Raw genomic sequence first — 25430 nt, 5'->3', positions numbered from 1 at the left:
ACAGTAAAAGTTTCGATTGTTTTACTTACATTTAACGGTATAAATACAATACGATGGAAAATTATATTATCGTTTTGGGAATGTACTTGATTTTGATGCTTTTCTTCAAAATCTTCTTTTCTGTTGCCACAAAAGAAGAGTAAATTCAAAAGTACCGTACCCCCGAACAACCTCTAAATCTTCAACATTCAAATGTTGAAACGTGAACTAAGAAAAAAATACAAAAATCTGAGAGCGGATATATCTTCTGTACAGGCTTCGGATTTTAGTTTAATTTTAGCAAACAGTTTGCTTCAAATCCCTATATGGGATTTTTTTTATTACCACATCTTTTTGAGTATGGAAGAAAAAATCGAGGTGGACACACTTCCTTTGATCACGCTTCTACAGGGCAAGGACAAAAACATTGTGGTCCCCAAGGTGTCGGGGAAATATTCAATGAAAAATTACTTACTTACCGATAGCATTACAATAAAAAAAAGCTCCTACGGTGTACCGGAACCAATTGATGGGATAGAAATACCTGAAAATAAAATAGATGTGGTATTTGTGCCGCTTTTAGCTTTTGACGCTTTAGGTAACCGCGTTGGATATGGCAAAGGTTATTACGACACTTTTTTGAACAAGTGTAATAAAGAAGCTATAAAAATCGGTCTATCGTTTTTTGGCGCGGAAAATGAGCCTATAACGGATGTTAATGAAAATGACGTAAAACTAGATTACTGTGTTACTCCTGATCAAATCTACACTTTCTAACCAGTAACACTTTTTATTTTTCTTCCTGATTTGGAAATGCTTTTTTGTTGAACACAATTAAAATACCCACCCCTGTGCTGATCGCGGTGTCTGCAATATTGAAAACAGGTTCAAAAAATCGGAAGCGTTGACCTCCCCAAGAAGGCACCCAACTTGGCCATGTTGTATCTACCAATGGAAAATAAAGCATATCCACCACCTTGCCATGAAGTAGGCTCCCATATGAATCATCTGCAAAAAGTGTAGCAACCTGTCCGTTACTGTGATCAAAAATAACACCGTAGAAAACGGAATCTATTATATTCCCCACAGCTCCTGCAAATATTAAAGAAACAGCCAAAATCAAGGTCTTTGGAGATTGTTTTTTTATAATATCCCAAAGCCAGTAGGCTATTCCGAAAACAGCAAAAATCCTGAATATAGTTAAAACCAATTTTCCAAAGGGTTCCGAAATCGGTAACAAATCGCTCAATTTTGTTCCCCATGCAGCTCCTTCGTTTTCTATAAAAAGAATTTTGAACCAACTAAAAACATTATGTGATTCACCGAGTATAAAACTGGTTTTGATGTAGATTTTACTTATTTGATCCACAAGCAGAATCAAAATGATAATAATAAGGGACTTTTTTAAACTCATGCTTTTAACTAAAGGATTGCTAAAATATGGATATTATTTTGTTTTAGTGAGAATGATATCCCCTTCAATAGTCTTTAGAACAAATTGATGGTGTCCAAAAGGAATAAACTCTTTCTGTACATTACCGTACAAGCTTTTTGCCAGAATGTCCCCACTCGGGGCCATCACCATGATATCTCCCTTTTGGGTGGTAACCTCAACAGATTCCGATACATTTTCCAAGGAACAGCGCCCATCGGACAAGGTGATGTTCAAATTCTCATATTTTCCCGTGACATATACATTGGTATTAGTACCAAAAACCTTCACATTTTTATATTCTGGCACACTTATTTCCAAAGCTATGGAAACAACTTTGTGTGCACTCAACTTATCATTTGGATTTACAAAAAGTGGTTGAAAATCTGCCTTTATCAATGCGGTGGTCCCACTTTCTTTGATGGAAACCAATAAATCTTTCGCATATTCACCTTCCATACTGGCAGCAACCTGAACATTACTAGATAACGTCGTCTTTAAATCGATTCGGTAACAGTATTGGGCATCAATCTGAATGGTTTCGGTCCTAGGATCTATGAAGGCCTTCCTTACCAATTTTTGGCCGTGAACGTGCACGAGCATAAAAAAGACAAATAAAAAGAACAGCGGCCTCATAAGAAAAAAACGCCCGAAGGCGCTTTGATTATTTCTGCATGTTCTTCGCCTCGATGCTCAATGTAGCGTGGGGTACAAGCTTTAATCGCTCCTTATTGATCAGCTTTCCGGTTACCCTGCAAACACCATAGGTTTTGTTCTCAATTCTTAACAAGGCATTCTTAAGGTCTCTAATAAACTTCTCTTGACGAATTGCCAACTGGGTGTTTGCTTCTTTGCTCATGGTGGCGGAACCTTCTTCGAACGCCTTAAAAGTAGGTGATGTATCGTCCGTACCATTATTGCCATCGTTCATATAAGAGCTTTTTAATAGCTCCAAATGTTTTTGGGCTTTTTCTATTTTCTCTTCTATCAAAGCCCTGAATTCTGCAAGGTCCTGATCGGAGTATCTTACTTTTGAATCTTCTGCCATTTTCTAGTGTTTTTGAATAAACAATTTTGTGTTCACCTCATCAAAGGCAATTGCAATGCCTTCTTCAAGTTTTTCTTCGAAATTCAACTCGGCGGTCAAGGTTTCCGTTTTTATGTATTCCTCATTACTGGAAACCGCATTTTCTACAAAGCCGTCCTTCAATATTTTTATATCAATCTTATCAGTCACCTCAAATCCAGATTCCTTTCTTAGGTTTTGGATTCGGTTTACCAATTCTCTGGCGATACCTTCTTTCCTCAAAATGTCGTCTATGGTCACATCCAATGCTACAGTCAACGGACCTGAGCTCGCTACCAGCCAACCTTCAATGTCTTGGGAACTTATCTCTACATCGGTTAACTGTAAATTAACGGTTTTATTTTCCAATTGTAGCAATATTTCTCCGTTGCGTTCAATTTTTTGGATGTCTTCTTGGCCTAATTTCGAAACTTCAGTGGCTATGGCCTTCATGTCCTTGCCAAATTTTGGACCCAATACTTTAAAGTTGGGTTTGATTTGTTTCACCAAGATTCCCGAAGCGTCGTCCAACAACTGGATTTCTTTTACGTTGACCTCAGATTTTACCAAATTCGACACAGCTTCGATATCACTTCTTTGTTCATCATCTAAAACCGGAATCATGATTTTTTGAAGTGGTTGACGTACTTTTATTTTTTCTTTTTGACGGATGGAAAGCACCAAAGAAGAAATTTTTTGCGCTAATTGCATCTTGCGTTCCAGGTCCTTGTTGACCATTTTGGAATCAAAAACCGGAAAATCTGCAAGGTGGACACTTTCATAACCATCCTTTTTTGTGGTCGCATCCAAGTCTTTGTACAACCGATCCATAAAGAACGGAGCAATTGGTGCGGACAATTTAGCCACTGTCGCCAAACATGTATATAAGGTTTGGTAGGCAGAAATTTTATCCTGTTGGTAATCACCTTTCCAGAAACGCCTTCTACTTAAGCGAACATACCAATTACTCAAGTTTTCCTGCACATAATCGGAAATCATCCGTGCTGCACGAGTAGCTTCGTAATCTTTATATGCTTCATCCACATTTTTTATCAAAGTGTGTAGCTCTGACAAAATCCATTGATCAATCTCTGGCCTATCTTTTAATGGGGTATCGGCTTCAGAATAATCAAATTCATCAATATTGGCATATAGCGCCATAAAGGAATAGGTGTTGTAAAGTGTTCCGAAGAACTTTCGCTTTACTTCCACAATTCCTTCAATATCAAACTTTAAGTTGTCCCATGGGTTGGCATTGGAAATCATGTACCAACGAGTGGCATCGGGTCCATGTTCCGGCAACACCTCAAACGGGTCAACCGCATTACCCAGTCGTTTGGACATCTTTTTGCCCTCTTTGTCCAAAACAAGTCCATTGGAGACCACATTTTTGTATGCAATACTATCAAAAACCATCGTTGCAATGGCATGGAGCGTATAGAACCAACCTCGGGTCTGGTCTACACCTTCTGCAATGAAGTTGGCCGGGAATGCAACCCCGTCATCAATTAACTCATTGTTCTCAAAAGGGTAGTGCCATTGTGCATAGGGCATGGAACCGCTATCAAACCAAACATCGATAAGGTCAGCTTCGCGTTTCATTGGCTGACCTGATGGAGAAACCAAAGTAATCTCGTCAACTATATTTTTATGCAGGTCTATTTTATCATAATTAGACTCGCTCATGTCACCCACTACAAAGTCTTCGAAGACATCTTTCTCAAGAATACCAGCCGTAACGGCTTTGGCCATTTCCGACTTTAATTCTTCTACAGATCCAACCATCAGTTCCTCTTTACCATCTTCGGTACGCCATATAGGTAAAGGTATACCCCAATACCTGGATCGGGACAAATTCCAGTCGTTCGCATTGGCCAGCCAGTTGCCAAATCTACCTTCTCCGGTGGATTTTGGCTTCCAATTGATGGTCTGATTCAACTCAAACATACGGTCCTTGACATCTGTCACCTTAATGAACCACGAATTCAAAGGATAATATAGGATGGGTTTGTCCGTACGCCAACAATTCGGATAACTGTGTACATACTTTTCCACCTTAAAGGCCTTGTTCTCAATTTTTAGTTTGATAGCAATTTCTACATCTATGGACTTTTCTGGCGCTTCGCCATCCTCGTAGTATTCGTTCTTTACGTACTTACCACCAAATTCTTTGAGTTCCGGTCTAAATTTACCTTGAAGATCCACCAATGGTACTGGATTGTCGTTTTCGTCCAAAATCAACATCGGGGGCACCTCTGGTTTAGCTTGTTTTGCCACCAAGGCATCGTCCGCACCAAAGGTGGGCGCTGTATGTACGATTCCCGTACCATCCTCGGTAGTCACAAAATCTCCGGAAATTACTCGGAACGCATTCTCTGGGTTTTGATAGGGCTGTACATAATCTATCAACTGCTCGTACTGAATGCCGACCAAATCCTTGCCCACAAAGCTTTCGCCCACTAAGAATGGAATCTTTTTATCGCCTTCTTGGTATGATAGTAGTTCTTCCTCGGTCTCAACTTTGGAGAACTTTCCAGAAAAATTATAACCAACCAAATTTTTGGCCACTATTACATTAATTGGCTCAAAAGTGTATTGGTTATAGGATTTTACGAGTACATAATCAATTTTCGGGCCTACCGTCAATGCAGTGTTCGATGGAAGTGTCCACGGAGTTGTTGTCCATGCCATCAAATGTATATCTGCCTCAATATGTTTCAAAAAATTGGGCAATGAGTCGCGCTTGGCCTTAAACTGGGCCGTAACCGTGGTGTCCGTTACATCTTGGTAGGTACCTGGTTGGTTCAGTTCATGTGAGCTTAAACCGGTACCTGCTTTTGGTGAATAGGGCTGTATGGTGTAGCCTTTATATATAAGTCCTTTGTCGTAAATCTGTTTGAGCAACCACCAAACGGATTCCATATATTTGGGCTTGTACGTGATGTATGGATCATCCATATCCACCCAATACCCCACTTTTTCGGTCATTTCGTTCCATACGTCGGTGTAACGCATCACCGCTTTTTTACAGGCCGCATTGTAATCTTCTACCGATATTTTTTTTCCAATATCCTCTTTGGTGATTCCAAGTTCCTTTTCCACACCAATTTCAACAGGCAGACCATGGGTGTCCCAGCCGGCTTTTCTTTTTACCTGATACCCTTTCATGGTTTTGTATCTCGGAAATATATCCTTTATGGTACGTGCCATAACATGGTGGATTCCCGGCATACCGTTTGCAGATGGAGGACCTTCATAAAACACATAGCTCTCCTTACCTTCCCTTGTGGAAACGCTCTTTTCAAAAATCTGTTTGTCTTTCCAAAAGTCAAGAACTTCGTCAGATACTTTTGGTAAATCCAATCCCTTATATTCCGCAAACTTCATATGCTACTTCTTCTACTAGAATTCCAAGTTTGCAAAATTATAAATTTTAGATGGAATTATACCCTCCCTTTTGGGATTAGAATTTGCATAATTCCCTTAACCTAAATATGATAAGCACGTAATCCCATGATTACAATAATTTTCCTATCTTACTATGTTATTAACACTTAACCATTTTAATTATGAAAAAAGTACTGATTGCTACAATGGCCCTGACTTTGTCGATGTCTGTAATGACATCTTGCAAGGATGCCAAAGACAAAACAGAAGAGGCCACCGAAGAGGCCGTAGAAACATTGGATGAGGTTGGCACGGATTTAAAAAAAGCTGCTGAGGACACCAAGGACGCAATGAAAGAAGCTGGCGAAGATGCTAAAGAACTGGGTGAAAAGGCAATGGATAGCATCAAAAAAGCTGGTGAAGAAACCATGGATAGCGCAAAAGAAGTAGGAGAAGACATGAAGGATGCAGCCAAAAAAGCTATTGATAGTATGTAAACCTGCACGCTTACATTTGTGAAAAATATTTACTAAAGAAAAGGCTCGGTAAATTCCGAGCCTTTGTTTATTTAGAACATATATCCCAATCCCAAAACTAGATTGGTTCCTGCTGCGGTAATACCCGAGGAATACGTTCTATATCGTTGGTTCGTCACATTTTCCAAACTTACAGAAGCTTTCAACGCATTGGTTATTTGATATTGTGATCTTACATTAAAAGTGTACCAAGAAGGGGAATATGGATTTCCATCTGCATCGCTCGCATACATATAGGTTTTACTTTGTTCCGAAAGTGCCAGATCATCATTACTCACCTCTCCGTTATAATTAAGAAAAATATCGGTTTTTAATTTTTGATTTTCCCAAATTAGGTGAACGTCGGCAAAAGTGGGTGCAGCATGCCGTGATGGACTATCCGTGCCATCATCATCCTCCTCGACCCCTTCTGTGAACGTTAAATTGGAAGTTAGCGAAAGATTCTCACTAAAAAAGGCTTCCAATCCAAACTCAAACCCGTACACATAGGCCTTTGCAGCATTTTGAATTGCTTGTACATTACTTGGTACGCCGTTGTAGTCAATTTCCGTTTGTCCATCAAAAGAAAAATCCCTTCGCACCAAGGCATCTACCAAGTAAGTATAATAGGTAGCACCTTTCAGCACCACCACATCTTTAAAGTTTTTTCTAAGCCCCAATTCACCATTATAGGCATACTCCGGCTCCAGATCGGGATTTGGTACAACCACCGACCCTGGTTCTGATTCAAATATTTTTCCGATATCATCAATATTGGGTGCTCTAAATCCTGTGGAACCATTTAATGTTACCTGCAAATCAGACTTCGGGAACCAACTAAGCCCCAAACTACCGGTGAGTGCTCCAGTAACAATATCAGCTTCATCAAATGGAAAGGAATAAAAAGTTGAATCGAACTGAGCATCTACCCAAACTTGACTATATCGAATACCTGATAATAAGGAAAGGGTAGGATTTAACTGGTACTCCCCATTTATATACCCAGCCAAGGTCTGCCAAGTGGCACCATCGGGATATCGTGAAGGTGTTTCCGATTTTTCATCGGTTTCAATATTGCGGACACTTCCTTTGGAATCTACCTTGTTAAATATATATTCGGTCCCATAATAAAGGTGAAGATTACCCATTTTCTTGTTTTCAAAATCCAAATTCACCGATAGGGCGTCCACTTTTTCACTTGTTGAATAAAGTTCCAAATCTTGAAAACCCCTGTCGTGTCTACTTTCTTCAAAAAATTGGTATGCTGTTGTCAATTTTACCCCATCATAGAATTTATTTTTTCCTTTATGGGTAATTTGAAAATTACCCATAAACCATTTTTGTGGACCATAATACCACTCTGCAGAACGAAGGCCATCACCATCGCTATTAGGTCTAATTAACCTGTCATATCTGGAAAAATTAGAGGTTTCGGAATAATACAAGCCCATATCATAATTCCATGTATTATTAGGTTTGTACGCAAATTTTTGCAGTAAATTAATTTGGCTATAGCCCGAGGTAACTTGCTTTTTAGGGTCATCATTTTCCACCAAAACATCAGTTCCATTTTGACGAATTACAAAGTTGTTTCTCAAATAAGAGTCGGGACCATGCTCACCCATTTTTAAATCATCAAAATTATTATAGGTAAAACTGGTATACGATGCCCATTTTTTCTTCCCAAAATTAAAATCTACATGGGCGGTGTTTTCATTATTGACCGATGCATATCTGTAATTTACATTTCCTGAAAAAGCTAAGCTATCGGCATATGAGAAATGAGGGGTCTGGGTATAAAAATTCATTACGCCCCCAATGGCATCACTACCGTAGATAACAGAGCCCGGCCCAAAGGTCACCTCTGCTTTTTTAATTGTGAAAGGGTCAATAGATATTACATTTTGGAGGTTGCCGCCCCTAAATATGGCGTTGTTCATTCGAACACCATCTACGGACAACAAAATTCTATTTGTAGCAAACCCCCTGATCATTGGACTACCTCCGCCCAATTGGCTTTTTTGAACAAACACTTTACCACTATTCTGCAATAGGTCAGCGGACGTCTGTGGTGCGCTGAAAGCTATACTTCGGGCATCAAAGGTTTCAATTTTTTGGGGAACATTTTTTTTCTGCTGTTCCCATTTAGAGACCGACATAACAACTTCTTGGAGTTCTTCGGTTTTTAACTGAAGATAGATTCTGTTCCCTCTTCGTAAAATTTGATCTTTAGTCGTGGTATAGGTTTCATAACTGATGTGCTTAAATGTGATTCTTTCTTGGTGAGTAAAAATATCGAGCTCACTCTTCCCATTGAAATCTGTAATGGTGGTTTTTGACTGATTTTTATTAAAAATAGCAATGTTGTTTACTGGTGTTCCTGTATCAGCGTCCAGAACAGTTACTTCTTGTGCGTAAAATATTAGGGTAAAGAATAATGTAAATAGGGTTAAGGTTGGTTTTAGGTTTTGCATTTTTAAGTAAATACTGCATTTAATACGGCAAGTGACTTTGGTTCCCGGAATCCATGTATATGTAATCGGAAATACTGAACAACCATTTTTAAGAGTTCTCGCCTGTTAGACTTAGTTAATTTTATTGCCTGTAATGCCTCAAAATCCGTGCCTAAAAACTTTTTAAAATCATACAGCACTTCATTATGAATCAACGGGTTAAGGGATGGCGTCTCACAAAACCCCCCTTCCAATAGATCAAAAAACGGCATATCTGGATTAGAAGTGTCGGGATAAAAGCCTAAATACTTGGTGAGGTTGAGCAAGAATAAGATGTGGAAATTAGGTGAAAGCTTGTGGCCATCCATCCAATTTAAGGCATAGGTCAAATAATTAAAAAGGCTTTCATCCTGTTCTTGTTCTTGAATACTTATCCCTAACATTTCAGCCAAAAACAATACCATGCTGTTTTTTACAATATCGGTGTGCATGGTTTGGTATGGAACAGCTACTTTAACATCTCTAATGCTTTCCAAGGTTCCCTTATTCTTGTGGTTGGCAACAATTTCCAACTGCATTAGTGGCAAAAAATAAGCAGGACGGATTTTAGCTTTTTTAGAACCAAAAACACCTTTTAACAAATACGACTTTACCCCATCTGATTGTGTAAATACCCTTACAATAAGGCTAGTGTCCCCATATCTTAAGGATGAAAGTACAATGGCCTTGGTCGTGATTTGCATGGGCTAAAAAAAAGCAGTTACCAGAAGTGTAAATGTAACCACTACTTCTGGTAACTGCCAACCAAAAACCATTCTAGATGGTATTTTTATATCACTCCTTGCGCCAACATCGCATCTGCAACTTTTACAAAACCTGCAATATTCGCTCCTTTTACATAGTTGCAATACCCGTTGTTATCCTTTCCGTATTTCACACAAGAATCGTGGATATCAACCATAATTCCCTTTAATCGTTTGTCCACTTCTTGCCTAGTCCAGCTAATACGAAGAGAGTTTTGGCTCATTTCCAATCCGGAAGTGGCCACACCACCAGCATTAGAAGCTTTTCCAGGAGCGAACAAGATTTTCGCCTCATGAAAAGCGTGAATTGCCTCTGGGGTAGAAGGCATGTTGGCTCCTTCTGCCACCGTAATACATCCGTTCTTAATCAAGGTTTCTGCTGCATCGCCGTTCAATTCGTTTTGTGTTGCACATGGCAATGCGATATCGCAAGCTATTTTCCACGGTCTTTCCCCTTGATAGAATTCTGCTGATGGATACCGATCTACATATTCTGAAATTCTTCCTCTTTTGTTGTTTTTTAAATCCATCACAAAGGCAAGCTTTTCCTCATCAATACCATCTTTATCATAGATAAATCCACCAGAGTCGGAAAGTGTTAATACAGTACCTCCAAGATGTAACACCTTTTCCGCTGCATATTGGGCCACATTTCCAGAACCTGAGATTACCACTTTTTTACCTTCAAAGGTCTCGTTTTTGGTTTTTAGCATACTGTCGGCGAAATAAACGGCACCATAACCAGTAGCTTCTGGTCGAATCAAAGAGCCTCCCCAAGAAAGTCCTTTACCTGTGAGCACACCCGTAAATTCGTTCCGAATTTTTTTGTACATCCCGAACAGATAACCGATTTCGCGAGTACCTACTCCTATATCTCCGGCAGGTATGTCGGTATTAGGGCCTATATGTCGGCACAGCTCTGTCATGAAAGCATGGCAAAAACGCATAATCTCATCGTTTGATTTACCTTTTGGATCAAAATCGGAGCCTCCTTTTCCTCCGCCCATGGGCAAGGTGGTCAAACTATTTTTAAAGACTTGCTCAAATGCTAAAAACTTCAACACACTGGTATTTACGGTAGGGTGAAAACGAAGTCCCCCTTTGTAAGGCCCAATGGCAGAGTTCATTTGAATCCGATACCCACGGTTTACATGGATTTTCCCTTCATCATCTAGCCATACAACACGGAACATAATCATTCGCTCAGGTTCTACCATTCGCAATAGAATACTTTTTCCGTGATATATGTCGTGCTGTTCTATATAAGGTATCACGGTTTCCGCCACCTCCTGCACTGCTTGTATGAATTCCGGTTCATGACCATTTCTGGAAATCACCTCATCCATAAATACCTTTATTTTTTCTTCCATATATCGGTTAAAATTGATTGCTTTTTCGCCTACGAAAAGCACTTTCTTTATTGAATTATGATATTAAGGCCAAAATTATACTATTTCAATAATTTAAATATATATAGTACAACTTTTTCAGAAAATCTTATTTTAAGGCCTGTTCCAAATCGGTAATCAAATCTTCTACATCTTCAATACCTACGCTCAACCTGATTAAGGCATCAACCACTCCATTTTTTTCGCGCTCATTCTTAGGAATGCTACCGTGAGACATACTTGCCGGATGCCCAACTAAACTTTCAATACCTCCTAACGATTCCGCCAGGGTAAATATTTTCAATTGCTCCACAATTTTTATGGCCTGTTCGTAATTTCCTCCTTTGGGCACAAAAGAAATCATCCCCCCAAAGCCATCCATCTGTTTTTTGGCGATATCGTGATTAGGGTGATGTTCGAACCCAGGCCAGTAGACAATATCGATTTTAGGGTGATTCTTTAAATATTTGGCAATGGTTTCACCGTTTTCACAATGTCGCTGCATTCGTACATGAAGGGTTTTTATGCCTCGAAGGGTTAAAAAACTGTCCATTGGCCCACAAATTCCACCACTGGCTTTTTGAATAAAGTAGAGTTGCTCCGCCAAGTTTTCATCCTTTACCACCAAGGCCCCTGCCACTACATCACTGTGTCCTCCCAAATATTTTGTAGCAGAATGCATCACTAAATCTGCTCCCAATTCCAATGGCCGTTGTAAATAAGGAGTGGCAAATGTATTGTCCACGCCCAATATTATTTTATGTTGTTTGGTAATCTTTGCTACAGCCCGAATATCTATAATGTTCATCATGGGATTGGTTGGAGTTTCTACCCAGACCAGCTTCGTGTTTTCTGTAACCTGCGAAGCCAGTTTTTCCATATCAACCATATCCGAAAACAGAAACTTTATGCCGTATTTTTCAAAAACCTGTTTAAAAAGTCGGTAACTTCCTCCATATAGGTCGCTTGTGCAAATCACCTCATCACCAGGGCGCAAAAGTTTCATTACGGCATCAATAGCGGCCATCCCACTGCCAAATGCCATTCCAAAGTTCCCATTTTCCAAACTGGCCACTGACTTTTCCAAAGCAGTTCGAGTAGGATTTGAACCTCGGGAATATTCGTAACCCTTGTGCCCTCCCGGAGTGGGCTGCGCGTAGGTGGAGGTTTGGTAAATTGGCATCATTACCGCGCCATATGCCTCATCGGGTTGCTGTCCGCCATGGATAACTTTACTGTTAAATTTTAACTCTTTTTTACTCATGTTAAAACTTTCTTCATACAAATGTATCGTTATCTTTCGGTCTAATCAACGAAGTCTTATTTTTGATGACCCAAAAACCTTTATCTATGAGAAAATACTTTGGCACAATCTTTTTCCTGTCCCTTTTGACAGGTTGCCAAACAGAGAACAAACTTACATTTGAACCAACCCAATTGATAGGTGAAAATTGCGAAGGGTGTCCCTTGATAGAAATTAATATTCCCACTGCATTGGATGATTCGGCTGTTTCCGAAGCAATAAACAGGTCTGTTCAAGAAGAAATCATCAGTATTTTATCCTTTACCGAAGACGAAACTATTGATAATGTGGACAAAGCATTGCAATCTTTTACTAGTAGTTACAAAGAACTTAAGGCCAAGTTTTCTGATGAAGTGCCTTGGGAAGCCACTATAGACGGGGAAATAGTCTATGAGGACGAAAACATTATTACATTGCTATTAAACTCATATTCCTTTACAGGTGGCGCCCATGGGTACGCTTCCACATCTTTTTTAAATTTTGACAAAAGACAAGGCGAAGAGCTGGAGAACTGGGAACTTTTTGATGATATGGATGGCTTTGAGGATTTTGCCGAAACCAAGTTTAGAATTCAAGAAAAAATACCACAAGATGAAAATATAAACGCTACTGGGTTTATGTTTGAAGGTGATTCGTTTTTTTTATCACAAAATATGGGTTACACCAAAGAAGGCCTCCAACTCATCTACAATCAATACGAAGTGGCCTCCTACGCCGATGGACCAATAGTATTGTTGTTGCCTTACAACGAAATCAACCTGTATCTAAAACGAAAGGCGAAAATTTAGAATGATATTCATTTAAAATAATAGCGTATCCCTGCACCCAATAAAACGGTGGAATCGTTCAGGTCGCTATTAAAATGATAATATCCATTAATGGGTATTATCAAAGAAAACGAGTCAGAAATAAAGAAATCCATTTCAAAGGAAGCGTATACCCCATAGATAAAGCTGCTCTCCGCCTCAAGGGCATCAAATGCAAAATAGGTGTCTCCATTATTTATATACTTATACCCTAAAGATGGACCGCCACCAAAATAAAAGAAAATACCTCGCTTTGGAGAAGTTAGCACGGTTGTAAAATACCCAAAATTGAACAGGTAATCCTCATACGGAAATTCTACGCCAGAATTAGGTTTTTCTTTGGAAAAAGCAGCCACTAAGGCAACTTGCATGTAATCGGTGGAGCTATGATAATAGTTTGCATTGAGTTGTATGCCGTAACCATCGGTTTTATAACTTGGTGCCAAACCCAGGGAAAGGTTGCCCCTTTGAGAAAATCCGTTTTGAAAAGAAAAAATAAGGAGTACCAATAGGACTCCACTGCATAAGTGGTAGTGTTTCATTTTTGATTAAGATTTGGGTTCTTAAACTATTTGAAAACAAATATAACTGATTTTCATTCAGTTACATTCCAATAATCAATGTATAAAGATTAAACCCAAAAAATAAACTTCTCAAAAACAAATAAACTTCCAAAGAATCAATCTAGATGAAATAAGGAAATCTAGCTTTTGGCCAATGCTTTCTTTAAGGCCAAAATCGCACCCAAATGTAGTCCTTCATGAAAGACATTAAAGGACAGAGCATCCTCGGCACAGGTCAACCCAATTTTAGGAGTGGTCATATATTCCTTGTAGTTCTTGAACTTACCTTGTTCGTAATCGAGCTGTATATGCTTTACGGTGCTAAACAGGTAGTCAGCTATCTTTTCCATTTCAGCTTCAGAAGGTTCCCCTTCCGGAAAAGTGCCTTTTTTGTACTTGTTGACCAATTCTTCTTCAATGGTAAAATCCAGACCGCTCAATTTGTACGTCAACAATTCCAATGTTACCACCACATGGGCAATGTTCCACCAAATATTATTATTGAATCCTTCGGGAACTTTAAACAATTCCTCTTTAGGTGTATTTTGCAAAAAATTGTGAAGTAGTTTTCTGTTTTTTAGAAGAATGTCGAACGTTTTTTCCATAAGTTGCTATTTGGTGCCATAAAACTAGCCCTAAAATCTTAAAAGCGCCCCACATACATCACAAAATCCCACAATAAAATACACACCATTTATAAAAGCTGTTTAATTTATATGTTCGCACGTTATTTTATAACATTTTTGATTTCCTTTGTTCTTCCAATACTAGGTTTATGAAAAAAATATATCATCTGGGCAGTTGTTCTACCTGTAAGCGCATTCTCAAAGAATTGGAACCATTGGAAGGAGTGGAACTTCAAGAAATAAAATCTGAACCCGTTACACCTGAACAATTGGAAGAAATGGCGAAATTAAGTGGCAGTTATGAGTCACTTTTTAGTAGAAGGGCCATGCTTTTTCGACAAAGAGGACTTCATGAAAAGTCACTTTCGGAAACCGATTACCAAAAATTGATTTTAGAACATTATACTTTTTTAAAAAGACCGGTGGTTTTGGTTGACGGACAAATCTTTATTGGCAACTCCAAAAAAACGGTACAAGCTGCCAAAGTAGCTCTACATCAATGAGCAAAAGAACCTTTGCCATTTTGGCCGCCATTGGCGCCACCATTATATATGGTATAAACCACACAGTGGCCAAAGGAGCTATGCCTGTACATGTAAAACCTTTTGGTTTTATTTTTATACGGGTAGGTGGCGCTACGCTGATTTTTTGGTTGATTTCCTTGTTTGGTCCTAAAGAAAAAATAGAAAAAAGGGATTGGGGCAGATTACTGATATGTTCCGTTTTGGGAATGTCTATAAATATGCTTTCTTTTTTTAAAGGACTACAACTTTCCACACCAATAAATAGTGCGGTTCTAATCACTATTAGTCCTATAATAGTCGTAATTATCTCCGCCCTATTTTTGAAAGAAAAAATCACATGGAACAAGGGGTTGGGTATTCTTATGGGTTTTATAGGCGCTGTTGGACTTATTCTTTTCGGGGCAGAAATCCGCCAAGATGCTCCCAATATACCATTGGGCAACTTTTTATTTATAATCAATGCAACTGCATACGGTGCCTATTTGGTGGTAGTAAAAAAGCTGATTGAAACATATCATCCCTTTACGTTAATGAAATGGCTTTTTGCTATTGCTTTTATTATCAACCTGCCCTTAACTCTACCTGAGGTATTGGAAATAGAATGGGCAACTCTCCCACTTTGGGTTTATGGATCCATTGCATTTGTGGTTATTGGAACAACTTTTTTGACCTATTTGTTCAACATATTTGCATTGACACAGCTCAAAGCTTCTACAGTGGGCGCGTTTGCTTACATGCAACCCTTGGTAGGCATTTTATACGCACTCCTATCGGGAAAAGACCAACTTACCTTAGTCAAAACAGCAGCAATGGCCTTTGTACTTGTTGGAGTGTATTTGGCCAGTAAAAAGCCAAAAAGAAAATATAACAATTAGTTTGCTCCATACATCAATTCAAGATGCCCATTCATCAATTAGTGAGGTTTAGCAGCATTGTGACCTACTATCTTTATTGCCATACGCTCAATAATTTTTACATATGGTTTTAATAGGTATCTTTTTGGGAACATTTATTTTTCTTTTGTATTTGGCTTTATATTTTCTGCTAAACAAAGCTTACAAAATAAACCCTTTGCTTCATTTGGGTGGGTTTTATATAATAGTGGAGGTTCTGGACAAAGCGGTTTTCAGAATAATTCCCGAGAACTGGACTATAGCACAAATTGACACTCCTTTTCAGTTGGATGGCACTATTGGTTTTTTTCTTCGGTCAACTGAACCAAAAATGTCTGTTTATGATATGGCCATGGCAGTGCTCCTTATATACTTCTTCTTCTTTTTTATTTATAATGTAGGAATTAAAAAATATGTCAAGCGAACAAATTGAACGTCTCAAACAAAAGCTACAACAAGCAAAAGAAACAGATAATCATTATAAAGTTTTTGGAGCAGGGAGTCACAAATATGAAATGAATGGCCCTATAAGTATTTCAAAAATTATCGCATTCGAACAATATTACAGCGTTCAGCTACCAGAATGTTATAAAAGCTTTGTATTGCAGATTGGTAATGGCGGAAAATCGTTTCTAAACTCTGGTTCAGGACCTTATTTCGGAATCTATCCATTTGGACAAAATCTGGATGATTTGATTTATAAAAATGTGGAAAATCACTTAAAAAAAGAATGTGCACTTTATCCAAATATCACCTGGACAGAGTGGGATAAAATGACCGACCCCTTCTACGAAGAAGACATTACAGATGAGGATTACAATAGATTGAACGGTACTCTATATGGTGGAATATTGCCTCTTGGTTCACAAGGTTGTTCCTTTATACATGCCCTAGTTTTAAATGGTCCTCACAAAGGTAGGGTAGTTAATTTGGACCGAGGCGAACTGTCCCCTCCAAAATTTTCTGAAGACCATACCTTTTTGGATTGGTACGAACGTTGGCTCAATGAAATCATCTCGGGAAAATTGATAACAACTTCCCCGAGCTGGTTCGGTTATCCAAAACATTAAAACTTCTAGGCCAATTCCAAGTCTTTGGGTACCTGAACGTGCTTTCGGGTATCGGCCTTCGTCAATATTTTAAAATCATTCGATTTTTCCGTAGACTCAAAAGCCTTGAGAAATTCATCGGGCAGGCCAATTAATTTTCTTTCTTTTAAGTCAATCCAAGCACCCATCATTTCGCAACGTGCAAAGTTTTTGCCATTGTGGTCGAAAAAATTGTGCCTAAACTCAAAAAACATTCCATTCTCGCTCATACCAACAAATTCGAGCGAAACCTTTACAGGTTTCCCAGGAAATGCCTCTTTAAAATAGTACACGTGCTCATAAAACACAACTGGGCCAATATTATGGGCAGCCATACTATTTTGGTTAAATCCGAGCAAGCCCAAATAGGCCATGCGGGTGTGGCTCATAAAATTGATATATGCCGAATTGGCCAAATGTCGATTAGCGTCTATATCACTCCATCTAATCTCAAATTCTTTAAAAAACATAGTAGGATATTTTGTTATGCATGCATAATAATTGTAAAAATACCATAGTTTTGAAAACTGATTCCCATGAAGAAGTAGAATTGTTCCTATTTTTAAACATAGTTTAACACAGAACCCATGAGCGAAAAAGCGAAATTCATCAAAAATTTATCTCTACCTGTAGTTGCGGCACCAATGTTCTTGATATCGGGCCCAAAATTAGTGGTTGAATGTTGTAAAAATGGAATTGTGGGCACTTTTCCCGCCCTTAACCAGCGAACTAGTGAAGGTTTTGAGGAATGGCTTATTCAAATAAAATCCGAATTGAAGGCATTTGAGGAGGAAACCGGGAAAAAAGCGGCACCTTTCGGTGTTAACCTAATTGTGCATCCCACCAACCCAAGATTGAAGGCAGACGTAAAGCTTTGCGTAAAGCACAAAGTTCCACTCGTGATCACGTCTTTAGGTGCCGTAAGCCAAGTGGTAGACGCCATTCATAGTTATGGGGGGCTAGTATTTCACGACATTATCAAAAAACGTCATGGCGAAAAAGCTGCCGAAGCTGGCGTGGACGGGCTTATTCTCGTGTCTGCTGGAGCAGGAGGGCACGGAGGAACCATAAACCCAATAAGTTTGATTGCAGAGGTGAAAAAATTCTTCAACAAAACCATATTACTTTCGGGCTGTATCAGTACAGGTAGAGATGTTGCATCTGCCCTTCAAATGGGTGCCGATTTAGCTTATATGGGCACACGATTTATCAATACAGAAGAAAGTAAAGCTACGGAAGAGTACCGACAAATGATTATTGATGCAGGTGCCAACGATGTGGTTTATACAGCTGCCATTTCTGGGGTACATGCCAATTTTTTGAAAGCAAGTTTAAGCGCCGCAGGAATAACCGAAAAAGACTTAAAAAAAGACACCAAAATTGATTTCGGCAAGGAACTCGACACCGAAGCCAAGGCATGGAAAACCATTTGGTCTGCTGGTCAAGGGGTAACAACAATAGACAATGTTCTAACTGTATCTACACTGGTTGAGAACTTAAAAAATGAATTCAAAACATCGATAGAGGAACAATCAAGTCTTTTAAAAATCTATCCAAAGAATTAAATTTTAAAACATAATTGTACAGATGCCCCGAGTTGACTCCAATTATACACCTCCTCTTTTATTCAGAAATGGGCACTTCGCCACCATTTACTCAGGCATCATAAGATCGGTGAACGGGGTGGTTCAAAAAAGGGAACGCATATCACTTTCCGATGGGGATTTTTTGGATTTGGATTGGAGCGATTCCCAAATACCGACCCAAAAATTAGTAATTCTGCTACATGGATTGGAAGGGGATGCCCAGCGTCCTTATATCACGGGCAGTGCCAAAATACTCAACCAACATGGTTATGATACGTGCTCGGTAAACTATCGTGGATGTAGTGGCGAACCAAATAAAGCATACCGTTCCTATCATTCTGGTGCCACCGAGGATTTGATTGAAGTTCTTGAACATATTCTAAATACGAATAAATATTCCAAAATCTACTTAAAAGGGTTTAGTTTGGGAGGAAATCTTTTACTTAAATATTTAGGCGAAGGAAACCATCTTCCAAAAGAATTGAAAGGAGCGGTTGCGGTTTCCGTGCCGTGCAATCTTTACGATTCCTGCAAACAGTTACTCAATACAAAAAACATATTGTATGCGATACGATTCAAGGGAAATTTATTGGCTAAATTGAAACAAAAACAGGCCCTTTTTCCTGAGAAGATTACGGGTGCTGACATTAAAAAAATCAGAAATTTGAAAGATTTTGATGATGTATACACCAGCAAGGCTCATAATTTTAAAGACGCCATGGATTATTATGAACAATGCAGTTCCCTACAGTTTCTCCCAAATATAAAGGTCCCTAGTTTAATTATCAACGCCAAAAACGATTCATTTTTAGGACCTGAATGTTTTCCTGTAAAAGAAACAGACAACAATGCTGAATTATATCTCGAAACCCCCACTTACGGAGGGCATGTTGGCTTTTGGGGAAAGGACAATATCACGTATACGGAAAAAAGAGCTTTAGATTTTTTTGAGACCCTATAATTGTCGTGTGTAAAAGCATATTTTTTGTGTTGTAACTCACAAATTTCACTGCGAGTATTAATTCCCAATTACTTATCTTAGCATCTACATTGTATAAAATATACTTCAATAAAATTTAGCATGAAAAAAATTGTACTATCCTTGGCTCTTGGTGCCATGATAATAAGCTGTGGTGAGAAAAAAGAAGAAAAGAAAGATGGTTTTGAAGTAAACCGTACCAAAACCGAAGAAAAAAAGGCCGAAACCAAAGAAGAGGTCCCTGTAGATCTAACTAACAAAGGTGTTGGACCTATTACTAACCTAGAGTTTCCTGAAGATATAAACGAGGAAATGGCTGCTCGTGGCAAAGCTAAGTTTGATGCTATTTGCGTCGCATGCCATATGATAGACAAGCGTATGATTGGCCCTGCTGTAAAGGGTGTTTATGACAGAAGAAGCCCGGAATGGGTAATGAACATGATTCTGAATCCTAATGGAATGCTCAAGGAAGATCCAATTGCACAAGCATTGCTCAAAGAATACAACAATGCAATTATGCTCGACCAAAATTTAACGGAGGAAGAGGCCAGAGATGTTGCCGAGTATTTGAGAACTCTCTAACAAACAACTCATTTATAGAAAAAGCCGCTGTTTTTCACCAAAAACAGCGGCTTTTTTTCTATCTTATCACAAACTTTATCTCATGAAAAAAATTGTAATTCTAGCACTTTATTGTTTGTCCTTTCCTATTCTACTTTCACAAAATATCCAAGGAGCATGGGAATCCACTCAAACCAATGACGAGGGAGTGGAAATACAATACGTAACCATTTTTTCCGGAAATTTTATATCCGAAGCCTCATTTGAGAAGGCTAATGGAAAATTTAAAGGAACATGGGGAGGTAGTTTTTCCATTGAGGACAATGTAATCACCAATATTTTTGAATATGCTTCCTTAAACCCCGAATTGGTTGGAACCAGCCGAAGCACGTCTTACGAAGTTAAGAATGATAAACTACATATGGGAGGCAAAGCTTGGGACCGAATTGATGATGGAACACCTGGTGATTTATTCGGAGCATGGCTGATCTCTGGCAGAAAACGCGATGGTGAAATTGTACAACGTGACACTTCTGGGCCGCGAAAAACAATGAAAATACTGTCGGGAACACGTTTCCAATGGATTGCCTTTAACACCGAAACTAAAGCGTTTATGGGTACTGGTGGAGGAACTTACACCACTATTGATGGAAAATATACCGAAAACATAGGTTTTTTTTCCAGAGATGATTCACGCGTAGGAGCAAGTTTGCAATTTAACTATGAGTTGGTAAATGGGGACTGGCATCACTCCGGGCTCAGTAGCAAAGGAAAACCAATCTACGAAGTATGGAGTATAAGAACCCAATAAAACAATGAGGCTTAATCAAAGTTATCATTCAATGATTTACTGTTTTTTTGACACATAAACTAGTCATTTCTGTATAAATGAAAACCATTTCCATATTATTATTCTCGGTCATGCTTTTGGTCCAATCCTGTGTCAGTACAAAATCAAATAGCGATGCATTGTACAGTAGCACTTGGGAACTGGAGTATATTTCCGGACCACGAATTGCATTTGAGGGTCTATTCCCTGAAAAAAAACCACGGTTAACTTTCGATAAAGATTCAGGAAAGGTAACAGGAACGGACAGTTGCAATGGGTATTCAGCCGATTTTGAATTAGCGGAAAGCTCCATCGTCTTTGGAGACCCAGGCCCCACAACCATGATGTTCTGTGGTGGAAGCGAACGCCATTTTTTGACTATGATGAAGAAAATAGATGGTTACTCATTAAAAGATGGTAAACTCAATCTTTTAGTTGGTGAAATACCCATGATGCGTTTTAAAAAAATTAAAATATGAAGAATCTACTCATCCTGAGTTGTGGCATGCTATTGTTTTTCGGCTGTGTTGGTAAGAAAAAACAAGCATCTATAGATTCCGAAACACCAGAAAAAATCACAGCAGACACTATTACTGAAAACTCAAAGCACGAAATGGAGCCTATTGCAAGGAAAATTGACGGTAGTTATTTTAAAGCAACCGGTACCGAACCATTTTGGGGTCTCAAAATATATGATGACAACGTTGAGCTTCAAACCATGTCAGACACCATCCATGTTCCCAATACTGAACCCATAAAAGTTCAGGATGCCAACATTAGTATGTATCGTATTCAAACTGAAGCCACGAGCATGGACATTGTTATTTCCCAAAAAGAATGCACCAATGCTATGTCAGGAGTAATTTCACCTTACACCGTTACCATTTCATACAAAAGCACAGGTGAAGGAGAGACCATGGTTTATGAAGGCTGCGGATCGTACATTACCGATTATAGACTTCATGATATTTGGGTACTGGAGAAAATGCTAGGAACGGTTGTTTCCAAAAATGATTTCAGTGGCAGGGATGTTCCGAATATGGAAATCAATATCAACAATAATAGATTTTCTGGATTCTCCGGCTGCAATCGAATGACAGGAAGCCTTTTCTTTGAGCAGGGCATACTCCGTTTTACACAAGTTGCCTCTACCCGGATGGCTTGTCCGAGCATGGAAAAAGAAGCTGAATTTTTGACTGCTCTACAAGGCAGTACCACATACAAAATAGAAAACAACAGACTCTATTTATCCAATGGTTCCGAAGAAAACTTATTGGTGTTTAAAAAAATTGATTAGTGCTATAAAATCTATCGATTTTAAATTATTTATTAGTAGATCGTTGGTTTGATATGAAACTACCTTACAGAGAAATCCCAAAATATCCAGAAAACTATTTGCCGGGAAATATATTGGCCAGATTAATCGATGGGTTGGGGTATCGGTTCTATTGGGCAACCGAGGGATTGACCAAAGATGACCTTACCTACACGCCATCAGAAAACGGACGGTCCATCATTGAAACCATTGAACACATTAATGTATTGTCCAACAACATTCTATTGGCACCAGATGCGAAACCCTATGAAAAGCCAATACATCTGACTCCATATTCTTTTGAAGATTTAAGAAAAATGACTCTCCTCAATCTCCAATCTGCAAGCAACAAGGTTCAAAATGCTACCATGGAGGATATGGAAAATTATAAAGTAATCTTTAATAAGGGGGATCGCAAATTCGAATTTCCAATTTGGAACATCATAAACGGAATGATTTCGGATTGTATTCACCATACGGGCCAAATCGTACTTATGCGCCGGGCAAATGGCAATCCTCAAAATCCAAAGGTGAACGTATTTATGGGGGAAACCCAGGAATAAGTAGTAAACTTAATCTACGACAACTTTATAGGTTGGGTCTTCCAAAACATTTACCTCTATAATGTCATCGGCATTGGCCAGCAATCGCCTACAGTCCCTACTTAGATGTTTTAGGTGTACTTTTTTGCCCACTTTTCGGTAGCGTTCGGTAATTTTATTAACAGCTTCTATCGCAGACATATCCACAAGTCTACTTTCTTTAAAATCGATGACTACTTCGTCTGGGTCTTTTAGCACATCAAACTTTTCTGCAAACAATGTGGTGCTTCCAAAAAACAACGGTCCATAAATTTCATAATGTTTTACGCCCTCGTCGTCGGTGCTTTTTCTAGCACGGATTCGTTTTGCGTTGTCCCAGGCAAATACCAATGCAGAAATAATAACCCCTACCAAAACTGCCAATGCCAAATTATGAAGGAAAACCGTAACCAAGGTCACCAATACCATTACCAAAACATCGGATTTGGGCATACGACGGAAGGTTTTTAAACTTGCCCATTCAAAAGTACCCAAAGCTACCATGATCATAAGGCCGGTAAGAGCTGCCATGGGCACCCTTTCTATTAAACTTGAACCAAACATTATAAAAACCAATAGCATTAAAGCAGCAACGATTCCGGAAAGCCTTGCCCTTGCACCATTGGAGGTATTGATCAAACTTTGTCCGATCATAGCGCAGCCACCCATTCCCGAAAACAATCCAGAGAGTATGTTGGCCGTTCCTTGGGCAACAGCTTCTTTGTTTCCTCGACCCCGTGTTTCCGTGATTTCATCAATAATATTTAGGGTCAAAAGGCTTTCTATCAAACCAACGCCCGCCATAATTGCGGCAAAGGGAAATATAATCTGCAGTGTTTCCAATGTAAAGGGAAGTTCAGGAATATGAAATGGCGGAAATGTTCCCTGAATGGAAGCTATATCCCCTATCGTTCTTGTATCCAATCCTCCAAAAAACACAATGCCAAATACCAAAAGTATAGCGGCCAATGATGCTGGAATTGCCTTTGTGAGTTTAGGTAATCCCCAAATAACAACCATGGTCAATAGTACTAAACCAAGAAAAATAAACAATGTACTACCGGTCAGCCATTCTCCATCAACCGTTTTAAACTGGCTCATCTGAGACATAAAAATAATAACTGCCAACCCGTTCACAAACCCAAAAATCACGGGATGGGGAACCAAACGCATCAATTTTCCAAGCCTTAACAAGCCTGCCAAAATCTGCATAATTCCTGCAAGAATTACGGCGGCAAAAACATATTCTACCCCATATTGCTTGGCCAAACTCACTACAACTACAGCTATGGCGCCAGTGGCTCCGGAAATCATTCCAGGCCTGCCACCCAAGATTGAGGTGACCAACCCCATAACGAATGCGGCATACAATCCGGTTAGGGGGGATAATCCAGCTATTAGTGCAAATGCGATGGCTTCGGGCACCAAGGCAAGCGCAACGGTTAAGCCCGATAAAATTTCTGTGCGGTAGTTTACTTTCTGCGAAAAGTCAAAAAGGTTAAGATACTTTTTCATGGCTTATTTCTTAAAGCGGGCAAAAGTAGCACTAATTAATGCAAGTCCCTAATCCGCTGAAAATTTTTAAGAATTTGATAATCTACCTGTTAGCCAATTTTATGTACTTTTTGACATGAATACCAAAATTTTACAATTTCATATTAGAATTGTTTCTTTTAGATAGCAAATTAGCCTTGTTTTAATTGTTATTAAAAAAAACGTCCCGAGCAAAATTGCCCGGGACGATTCTTAACTAAATAACCAACCAAAAAAACTGTTTGTATAGTCGAACCAAAATGTTCTTCCTTACATATTTCGTTGACGGGTAACGTCCATTACAGGATTATTGGTCTTTGAACGTTTTTTACCTGTTCCGTCATTTGATTTCAAGTATTGAATGTACCCTCTTCCCGTGAATTCATAAACCGTTCCACTGGATACATGATACAACTCTATAGTACTATCATTGATAACGTATAACTCAAAATAATCATTGCCTAGGAAGTCATAATCCAGTGTTAAAGTTTTCAATGTTGCATCGTTTACCACATCATAAATCCTATAATCTCCCTCATAATCCCATTGTATGTTTGTAAGTGGTACCGCCTGTGCATCTATGGATGACCTAAAAAACCCACCTCCATCAGCAAAAAACTGTAGATAGTTTTCCGCATCAAACTCGTTTAAGGCACCCACCGTACTGGTATAGGTTTTCTCCCAAACTTGGTATTCCTGCAAAAAGTAGTGGATGTTATCATAGAACACCATATCATAATCAAAGTTGTTCCGTTGATAACCCTCCAATACATAAGAGGTGTTCGATTGTGGGTCGTAGAGCTCCAACGTATTATTATCCAAGGCATACACTTCTATCAACCAAAGTCCGTCCACATCGTGGTCTATTTCTACTTGACCACTATAGGTAGCATATTCGCCAACATCTATACCCAATCCGTTGCCAATTTTACCCAATCCCGAAAGATTGTTGTTAGCATAAATAATTCCTCTATCAAAAGAAATAGTGAAAGCCCGCTGTAAAAATGGCACCTCTCCCTTTCCTCGGGTTTTATTGATATTCACATACCAAAGATCATATGATTCCAAAACTAGGGCGGTATTGATAGGTGATTCTTCTATAAAATCATCATCCACAATAACCTCGGTGTAGCAAGAACTGGCCAAAAGGCCAATGAACAAAATTCCAAAGAGTAGTTTTTTATTTTTCATAATCGAGGTTTTAAAGTTCTCTTTACGTA

The 25430-nt window shown here is 38.9% G+C and carries 27 protein-coding genes; 14 read left to right on the top strand and 13 right to left on the bottom strand.

Annotated elements, in window-relative coordinates; genetic code table 11:
* The first annotated feature begins 192 nt into the window (after positions 1-192).
* On the top strand, positions 193-756 hold the full coding sequence (locus MWU56_RS12100) for a 5-formyltetrahydrofolate cyclo-ligase (protein ID WP_247044761.1): 564 nt from the start codon (positions 193-195) through the stop codon (positions 754-756).
* Between the two features lie 13 nt (positions 757-769).
* Here MWU56_RS12100 and MWU56_RS12095 read toward each other — a convergent pair whose 3' ends face one another.
* The 4 genes from MWU56_RS12095 to ileS form a co-directional block, all read right to left on the bottom strand.
* Positions 770-1393: a lipoprotein signal peptidase gene (locus MWU56_RS12095; RefSeq protein ID WP_247044760.1), complete on the bottom strand. Its 624-nt coding sequence runs from the start codon at positions 1391-1393 to the stop codon at positions 770-772.
* A gap of 33 nt (positions 1394-1426) precedes the next feature.
* The gene (locus tag MWU56_RS12090) at positions 1427-2014 is read right to left on the bottom strand and encodes a hypothetical protein (protein ID WP_247044759.1); all 588 of its coding nucleotides are present in this window, start codon (positions 2012-2014) and stop codon (positions 1427-1429) included.
* Between the two features lie 61 nt (positions 2015-2075).
* Positions 2076-2459 (bottom strand): TraR/DksA family transcriptional regulator, encoded by a 384-nt coding sequence (locus MWU56_RS12085; RefSeq protein ID WP_247044758.1) that lies wholly within the window; start codon positions 2457-2459, stop codon positions 2076-2078.
* A gap of 3 nt (positions 2460-2462) precedes the next feature.
* Positions 2463-5864 (bottom strand): isoleucine--tRNA ligase, encoded by a 3402-nt coding sequence (gene ileS / locus MWU56_RS12080; RefSeq protein WP_247044757.1) that lies wholly within the window; start codon positions 5862-5864, stop codon positions 2463-2465.
* A gap of 182 nt (positions 5865-6046) precedes the next feature.
* On the opposite strand from ileS, the gene MWU56_RS12075 reads away from it, so the two are divergent.
* Positions 6047-6361, top strand: coding sequence for a hypothetical protein (locus MWU56_RS12075; protein ID WP_247044756.1), 315 nt, complete (start codon positions 6047-6049; stop codon positions 6359-6361).
* Positions 6362-6432: 71 nt separating this feature from the next.
* Here MWU56_RS12075 and MWU56_RS12070 read toward each other — a convergent pair whose 3' ends face one another.
* From MWU56_RS12070 to MWU56_RS12055, 4 genes are all read right to left on the bottom strand, one after another.
* Entirely contained in the window at positions 6433-8853 is a 2421-nt protein-coding gene (locus MWU56_RS12070; protein WP_247044755.1) for a TonB-dependent receptor domain-containing protein, read from the bottom strand.
* A gap of 2 nt (positions 8854-8855) precedes the next feature.
* A complete protein-coding gene (recO, locus tag MWU56_RS12065) occupies positions 8856-9575 on the bottom strand; it encodes a DNA repair protein RecO (RefSeq protein WP_247044754.1) in 720 nt (239 codons plus the stop codon).
* 86 nt (positions 9576-9661) lie between these two features.
* Positions 9662-11005, bottom strand: a complete 1344-nt coding sequence (gdhA, locus tag MWU56_RS12060; RefSeq protein WP_247044753.1) for an NADP-specific glutamate dehydrogenase — start codon at positions 11003-11005, stop codon at positions 9662-9664.
* A 127-nt stretch (positions 11006-11132) separates the two neighbouring features.
* Entirely contained in the window at positions 11133-12287 is a 1155-nt protein-coding gene (locus MWU56_RS12055; protein ID WP_247044752.1) for a cystathionine gamma-synthase, read from the bottom strand.
* A gap of 86 nt (positions 12288-12373) precedes the next feature.
* Here MWU56_RS12055 and MWU56_RS12050 point away from each other — a divergent pair, with 86 nt between their 5' ends.
* A complete protein-coding gene (locus MWU56_RS12050; RefSeq protein ID WP_247044751.1) occupies positions 12374-13114 on the top strand; it encodes a DUF3298 and DUF4163 domain-containing protein in 741 nt (246 codons plus the stop codon).
* An 8-nt stretch (positions 13115-13122) separates the two neighbouring features.
* Here MWU56_RS12050 and MWU56_RS12045 read toward each other — a convergent pair whose 3' ends face one another.
* Positions 13123-13674 (bottom strand): conjugal transfer protein TraO, encoded by a 552-nt coding sequence (locus MWU56_RS12045; RefSeq protein ID WP_247044750.1) that lies wholly within the window; start codon positions 13672-13674, stop codon positions 13123-13125.
* Between the two features lie 161 nt (positions 13675-13835).
* On the bottom strand, positions 13836-14300 hold the full coding sequence (locus tag MWU56_RS12040) for a DinB family protein (RefSeq protein ID WP_247044749.1): 465 nt from the start codon (positions 14298-14300) through the stop codon (positions 13836-13838).
* A 170-nt stretch (positions 14301-14470) separates the two neighbouring features.
* Here MWU56_RS12040 and MWU56_RS12035 point away from each other — a divergent pair, with 170 nt between their 5' ends.
* The 4 genes from MWU56_RS12035 (at position 14471) to MWU56_RS12020 (ending at position 16808) form a co-directional block, all read left to right on the top strand.
* A complete protein-coding gene (locus MWU56_RS12035; protein ID WP_247044748.1) occupies positions 14471-14824 on the top strand; it encodes an arsenate reductase family protein in 354 nt (117 codons plus the stop codon).
* The gene (locus tag MWU56_RS12030) at positions 14821-15720 is read left to right on the top strand and encodes a DMT family transporter (RefSeq protein WP_247044747.1); all 900 of its coding nucleotides are present in this window, start codon (positions 14821-14823) and stop codon (positions 15718-15720) included. Before MWU56_RS12035 ends, MWU56_RS12030 begins: the two co-directional genes overlap by 4 nt.
* 196 nt (positions 15721-15916) lie before the next feature.
* Positions 15917-16171: a hypothetical protein gene (locus MWU56_RS12025; protein WP_247044746.1), complete on the top strand. Its 255-nt coding sequence runs from the start codon at positions 15917-15919 to the stop codon at positions 16169-16171.
* On the top strand, positions 16152-16808 hold the full coding sequence (locus MWU56_RS12020) for an SMI1/KNR4 family protein (RefSeq protein WP_247044745.1): 657 nt from the start codon (positions 16152-16154) through the stop codon (positions 16806-16808). Before MWU56_RS12025 ends, MWU56_RS12020 begins: the two co-directional genes overlap by 20 nt.
* 5 nt (positions 16809-16813) lie before the next feature.
* On the opposite strand, the gene MWU56_RS12015 is transcribed toward MWU56_RS12020, so the two are convergent.
* The gene (locus MWU56_RS12015; RefSeq protein WP_247044743.1) at positions 16814-17296 is read right to left on the bottom strand and encodes an acyl-CoA thioesterase; all 483 of its coding nucleotides are present in this window, start codon (positions 17294-17296) and stop codon (positions 16814-16816) included.
* Between the two features lie 117 nt (positions 17297-17413).
* Here MWU56_RS12015 and MWU56_RS12010 point away from each other — a divergent pair, with 117 nt between their 5' ends.
* The 7 genes from MWU56_RS12010 to MWU56_RS11980 all read left to right on the top strand — a co-directional run bounded on the left by MWU56_RS12010 (position 17414) and on the right by MWU56_RS11980 (position 22659).
* Positions 17414-18391: an NAD(P)H-dependent flavin oxidoreductase gene (locus tag MWU56_RS12010; RefSeq protein ID WP_247044741.1), complete on the top strand. Its 978-nt coding sequence runs from the start codon at positions 17414-17416 to the stop codon at positions 18389-18391.
* A gap of 22 nt (positions 18392-18413) precedes the next feature.
* Positions 18414-19373: a YheT family hydrolase gene (locus MWU56_RS12005; RefSeq protein WP_247044739.1), complete on the top strand. Its 960-nt coding sequence runs from the start codon at positions 18414-18416 to the stop codon at positions 19371-19373.
* Positions 19374-19493: 120 nt separating this feature from the next.
* The gene (locus MWU56_RS12000) at positions 19494-19973 is read left to right on the top strand and encodes a c-type cytochrome (protein WP_247044738.1); all 480 of its coding nucleotides are present in this window, start codon (positions 19494-19496) and stop codon (positions 19971-19973) included.
* An 82-nt stretch (positions 19974-20055) separates the two neighbouring features.
* Positions 20056-20763 carry a membrane or secreted protein gene (locus MWU56_RS11995; protein WP_247044737.1) on the top strand — a complete coding sequence of 236 codons (708 nt, stop codon included), beginning with the start codon at positions 20056-20058 and terminating at the stop codon, positions 20761-20763.
* Positions 20764-20840: 77 nt separating this feature from the next.
* Positions 20841-21260, top strand: a complete 420-nt coding sequence (locus MWU56_RS11990; RefSeq protein ID WP_247044736.1) for an META domain-containing protein — start codon at positions 20841-20843, stop codon at positions 21258-21260.
* Positions 21257-22078: an META domain-containing protein gene (locus MWU56_RS11985; RefSeq protein WP_247044735.1), complete on the top strand. Its 822-nt coding sequence runs from the start codon at positions 21257-21259 to the stop codon at positions 22076-22078. The genes MWU56_RS11990 and MWU56_RS11985 overlap by 4 nt, the downstream gene beginning before the upstream one ends.
* A 53-nt stretch (positions 22079-22131) precedes the next feature.
* Complete coding sequence (locus MWU56_RS11980; RefSeq protein WP_247044734.1) at positions 22132-22659, top strand: DinB family protein; 528 nt, start codon at positions 22132-22134, stop codon at positions 22657-22659.
* A gap of 9 nt (positions 22660-22668) precedes the next feature.
* On the opposite strand, the gene MWU56_RS11975 is transcribed toward MWU56_RS11980, so the two are convergent.
* On the bottom strand, positions 22669-24192 hold the full coding sequence (locus MWU56_RS11975) for a SulP family inorganic anion transporter (RefSeq protein ID WP_247044733.1): 1524 nt from the start codon (positions 24190-24192) through the stop codon (positions 22669-22671).
* A 288-nt stretch (positions 24193-24480) separates the two neighbouring features.
* Positions 24481-25401 (bottom strand): nicotinic acid mononucleotide adenyltransferase, encoded by a 921-nt coding sequence (locus tag MWU56_RS11970; RefSeq protein WP_247044732.1) that lies wholly within the window; start codon positions 25399-25401, stop codon positions 24481-24483.
* Positions 25402-25430: the final 29 nt, after the last annotated feature.

The sequence above is a fragment of the Allomuricauda sp. F6463D genome (assembly GCF_023015965.1).
In the GTDB taxonomy this organism is placed as follows: domain Bacteria; phylum Bacteroidota; class Bacteroidia; order Flavobacteriales; family Flavobacteriaceae; genus Flagellimonas.
Note: the sequence above shows the minus strand (reverse complement) of the source record. Positions and strands in the feature narration are given on the sequence as shown.